General features: G+C 55.2%; 4 protein-coding genes. 2 read left to right on the plus strand and 2 right to left on the minus strand.

The genetic code is table 11. The features are described 5' to 3' along the window. A partial coding sequence (locus tag VI25_RS25515; protein ID WP_161807046.1) for a hypothetical protein occupies window positions 1-191 on the plus strand: 191 nt, incomplete at its 5' end. Window positions 192-610: 419 nt separating this feature from the next. Further along, on the plus strand, window positions 611-1,150 hold the full coding sequence (locus VI25_RS22760) for a hypothetical protein (protein WP_055562962.1): 540 nt from the start codon (window positions 611-613) through the stop codon (window positions 1,148-1,150). A gap of 328 nt (window positions 1,151-1,478) precedes the next feature. Here the strand turns inward: VI25_RS22760 and VI25_RS22765 are convergent, their stop codons facing one another. Together VI25_RS22765 and VI25_RS22770 are read right to left on the minus strand one after the other, a co-directional pair. Further along, a complete protein-coding gene (locus VI25_RS22765; RefSeq protein WP_236705219.1) occupies window positions 1,479-2,051 on the minus strand; it encodes a DUF2268 domain-containing protein in 573 nt (190 codons plus the stop codon). Between the two features lie 1,007 nt (window positions 2,052-3,058). Beyond that, window positions 3,059-3,408 (minus strand): hypothetical protein (locus VI25_RS22770; RefSeq protein ID WP_236705220.1); only part of this gene is annotated, 350 nt, incomplete at its 5' end.

Here is a 3,408-nt window from a genome sequence, read left to right on the forward strand (position 1 = left end):
AGTTACAGCATCGAACTGCCAACTCGGGTGTCTTGGTGGACATGCCGTTTCTGTGCGGCGGGCGCCTCAACCGCATCCCTCCTGCTACACGCCTGCCCGACTATTACGTGCAGCCCACCATTGAGCAAGTGCTGAAGGGCCAAGACGCGGAGGTCGAATTCGTGTTGCGACGCATTGCCAAAGGCAAGTAACCCGTCAATACTGGCAAACCCCATTACCCCCGCGACGAGGACCCACTGTTCCCTGCTTCCACCAAACCAATCCGCACCATCCAAGTTACGCGCGCCCGCCATGCTTTCATCCAAGACCTACCAACGCGCAGGGTCTTGCCGGTGAAGTGATCAAGCCCGTGGATGACCTAATCTAAATACAAAGCCCAACCATCAGTGCGGGGCTTTTCTTCGTGTATAATTCCATAAAGGCCGGCTTATAACACATTACTCTAATCAACAGAATAGGCCGGTGACAGCTAAGATCAAGCTTGTGTCATTTTTTAAACGCAGGCTTGTGATATAATACTTTTTAAGGAAAGGTTTACTTACTTGCTTTCTCTTAAAAAGTATTACACCATCTCCTCCCATTTGCTTAGCACTTGTACTATCTGGTCTTTATGTCTCGAGACCTTAAGGAACAAGGCTCACTTATACATCAGCCTCTATTGGTCCCCTATTTACTGGAGAAATTATCGCCGTTCGCTGTATATCTTGCCCTGCTAAGCGGCATTAATAGTTGTGGCTCTGACAGGTCGGATCCTACGCCAGCCCAAGACAAAGTGGCACTGCTCACAACCAAAAAGTGGCGGGTAACTGCCCAGCTTTTTTCGGAAGTTTGGGGCGGGCAGACGCTTACCCACGATGATTATGCGGACTTGAAGCCCTGTGCCCTGGATAACTTTGTCCAGTTTACTTCTGACAAGGCGGTTGTGTTTGATGAAGGGGCCACCAAATGCGATCCCACTACTGCCCAAGCTGTGCAAGGCGTCTGGGACTTCAACCGCGAGTACACTACTTTGACCCTCTCGGATGGGAAGGGTTCGATGCCTGTGGTGTATGAGGTCCTGGAGTTGTCCTCCACAACATTGCATTGGAAGATCATCTTACCGCAAGGCACTAACCAGTATATTCTGGATCAGACGTTTACTGCCTTCTAACCAGTCAACCTTCTTGGTAATTGCCCAAGCATTTAAAGTGGGGGCTTGACTCATCTTTTTCTTCTAGAGCAACAGTACGCCCACTGCAACGGGTGTGCGTTATTTGTAACGGATCATAAACGACCGTTCAAAACTTGACACCCTATTTAAGGGGCACTGGTCACAGCACCTCAGGGAGCGTTCAACAAACGTGACAGAGAGTAACCAGCTAGGGTAAAACCTGTATTGTAGAAAGTTTCCCTACCCGTTACCTAACCACTACGCTACAGGGCGCGCATTTTCTGTTCGTACCCGCTTTGGGCCAGAAAGGCCTGGAAGTCCTTCGTCGTCAGCATCGCCGCCACCGCGTGCTGTTTGTCGCTGGCTTGGTTGTAGTAGGCCTGGCAGATTTTGTAGCCACGTAGTAGCCCAGGTCACAGGGCTTGTCGGGGGTTTCCTCTTTCGAATTCACCAACCAGTGCGCGGGGTTGGTGCCCAGCATCACGGGCTGAAAGGCCTGCCACAGTTCCCGTTCGTGGGCGTTGCCGTAGACGTGTAAGCGGGCGTTCGTACCCGGATGCCCTGTAACCAATTCGGCCACGAAATCCGCCATGCCCTCGCGGATGACCCCACTGAGCAAGGTGCCATCCATCGGCTGCTGCGTATTATGAATCATCTCGTGGATGACCAGCGCGGGTAGTAGTGTCACGGGTGTGCTCCGGTTGCGCTGCACCAGCGACAACTCCGAGGTATCCACTTCTGGCCCGTTGGTACCGTCCACTTCGACGAGCAAGCCCGGCGGCTGCGCGGTGCTACCGGCAAAGCCGCCGACCAGAAAGTACACGGAGTTGAACCGCACAGGCGGGTAGAGTTGCTGGAGCCGCTGGAACGCCGACAGGATCTGCGGTTTCTGCTCAGCCACAGACTGCATGGTCTGTCGGGCCGAGGCGTAGTAGCGGGGCCGCTGCAGAATATGGCGGGCGAACCGGTGGGCATCGCCTGGTACTTGCGCTGGAAGTAGTTGTGCAGGCCGGGCGAGCCATGGTCAAAATACTGTTCTTGGAAAATCCGGTCGGCGTGCGCCGTATCGCGCAAGGCGGCTGAATAAGCGGCCCAGAAGCGGTCCAGATCCGCCGTCACTAACGGGATCGTTTCAACGCGCTCCGACGGACGCGTACTAGTGCAGTGAGCCGTACCAAGGAAGAGCAGGCCTCCTAAACCGAGAAGCAGTGAGCATCGCATAACGCGAAGAACCGAAAAAGAAGAGGATTATCCGCTATAGGAGCCCCATGTACGTTGCCAGTCAAGCACCTTCCTTCTTAACATGTAACCTCTCCTACCGCCCTCATACCGCTAGGAGCAGTGATGCCCCGTGCCGCCCCCTGTACTGGGAGCGGTACCTTCCGGAACGGGCAGTGATATCGGTGCCAGTAGCTGTGTCGCTTCGGCCCCGGTAGCGGCGTCAATACCACCCCCGCTAGCGGCCGATACTGGCACCGATAGCGACGAACTCCCCCCTCGCCGACCGGCCCTACGCTGCCTCTGCTCACTTGTCCGTGCGTGGAGCGCTCTCGCATGACACGTTTCTTGCCCCTGAAGCTTTTTCCTACCTGAGCGCCGGCGGAAGAGGAGCCACGTAGGTCAAGCACACCCCCAGCTTCGGTTGTTTGGAGCCACAGGGCACCGGACCGATACTCACCGCTGCTGGCCCAGGTAGTGAGGCCAGTAGCGGCGGGGGCAAGGGGCGAAAACGGAATAGTAAACAGAGTATAACCGTGTCTTCGCTAGTCAATGAGATGGCACCAAGCATAATCGTGGTTAAGGAACGCCTACCACAATGCCGTTATCTGCCCCTTTGTACGTTTCATAATTGTAGGTGATAAACAAGGATTGGTCTCCCGCAATAGTCAGCATTGTGTCTGTGTTGAACTAGCCGAATTGGACTTGTAGCCGATGTGGTCCGGGGCAGACAAGAAGTGATTTCGTCCGTTTTTCGGAAGAGGTGCACTGTCGCAGGAGGGGCGTGTCCACCACCAGCGCATCATCCAGTACCACCTGCGCACGGACCACCGTATCGGCCCAGCTACTGTTGCCCACGTACAAGTCCAACTCCTTGGCGTGCTCACACAGGGGGCGCTTGACAGCAGGGGATGAGCACCCCAGCAGCAGCCCGCCCAAGAGGCAGGCGCTACTCTCCCATAATCGGTAGGGAGCTAAGAAGGACATGGATAGCAAAATAGGCCGCTGAGCAAGAACGCCGATATATGTGCGTAGTGCGC

The sequence above is a fragment of the Hymenobacter sp. AT01-02 genome (assembly GCF_000961955.2).
GTDB classification, from domain to species: domain Bacteria; phylum Bacteroidota; class Bacteroidia; order Cytophagales; family Hymenobacteraceae; genus Hymenobacter; species Hymenobacter mucosus.

Coding starts and splice junctions, on each gene's coding strand:
- VI25_RS22760 (WP_055562962.1), top strand. CDS start 611: ATGTCTCGAGACCTTAAGGAACAAGGCTCACTTATACATCAGCCTCTA.